This window comes from Micromonospora sp. U56 (genome assembly GCF_018070095.1).
In the GTDB taxonomy this organism is placed as follows: Bacteria; Actinomycetota; Actinomycetes; order Mycobacteriales; family Micromonosporaceae; genus Micromonospora; species Micromonospora purpureochromogenes.
In genome coordinates, this window is the sequence record NZ_JAGPYL010000271.1 from 1 (window position 1) to 1,048 (window position 1,048).

A 1,048-nucleotide genomic window follows, 5' to 3' on the forward strand; every position below is an offset into this window, starting at 1 on the left:
CTAGGGCCTGTGTCGAAGTCGGTCACAGCCACTCGTTGATCGCGGCGATGTGAACGGTGGCTTCGTAGCGGACGGCGAGTTTGTCGAAGCGGGTCGCTACGGCCCGGTTGCCCTTGAGCCGGTTGATGCCGCACTCCACGGCATGACGCTGCTTGTACCGCTCAGGATCGAAGACCGGTGGTCGGCCGCCCTTGGACCCCAGCTTGAGCCGGTTGGCGTCTTGGTCGGCCTTCGAGGGGATCGTCGCGGCGATGCCGCGTCGGCGCAGGTAGCGGCGGTTGGCCCTCGATGTGTACGCCTTGTCGGCCAAGACCCGGTCCGGACGAGTCCGGGGCCGACCCGAGCCCAGGCGGGGCACCCGGATCCCGTCGAGCACCGCCATGAACTGCGGGCTGTCCCCGCGCTGCCCAGCGGTCAACACGATCGACAACGGCTTCTGCCCCTGCTCGCAGGCCAGGTGCAGCTTCGTGGTCAGCCCGCCCCGCGACCGACCGAGCGCGTGATCGGTCGGCTCGACCGTGACCCCGCCCGGCGGCTCAGCCTGCAGATCCCCCTTTTACGCGCCCCAGCGGCGTGCTGATGCGCTCGGGCCACCGTCGAGTCCACCGACACGTCCCAGACGATGCGTCCCGCCACATCAGCCAGGGTCTGCAACGCTGTCAGAATCTTCACCCAGGTCCCATCACGCTGCCAACGCCGGAACAGCCCGTACGCCGCAGCCCAGGACCCGTAGCACTCCGGGACGTCCCGCCACGGGGCACCGACCCGTGTCCGCCACCGGATCCCATCAATGAGCTGCCGCTTCGTCCATGTCGGCGGCCGACCTGGCCTACGCCCCGCAGGCAGCAGCGGCTCCAGCGCCACCCACTCTGCGTCGGTCAGGTCGTGCCGCCTCGCCACCGCTAGGGTATCCACGAGGTCTCCGGTGTTCGGGTTCTGCTTGGTCGCTGAACCAGATACCGGAGACCTCGCTACATCTCGACCACCGACACGCGTAGATCCTCACCCAACAGCTCAAGCCCTGGCAGCGACTTCGACACAGGCCCTA

1 protein-coding gene is annotated in these 1,048 nt (G+C 68.3%); it reads right to left on the reverse strand.

What is annotated here, in order from left to right:
- Positions 1–22: 22 nt before the first annotated feature.
- Positions 23–900, reverse strand: a protein-coding gene (locus KBX37_RS33935; RefSeq protein ID WP_210779896.1) for an IS5 family transposase whose coding sequence is annotated in 2 segments (ribosomal slippage) — positions 23–504 and positions 504–900 — 879 coding nt in all. Because the reading frame shifts where the segments join, the coding sequence is not laid out codon by codon here.
- Positions 901–1,048: the final 148 nt, after the last annotated feature.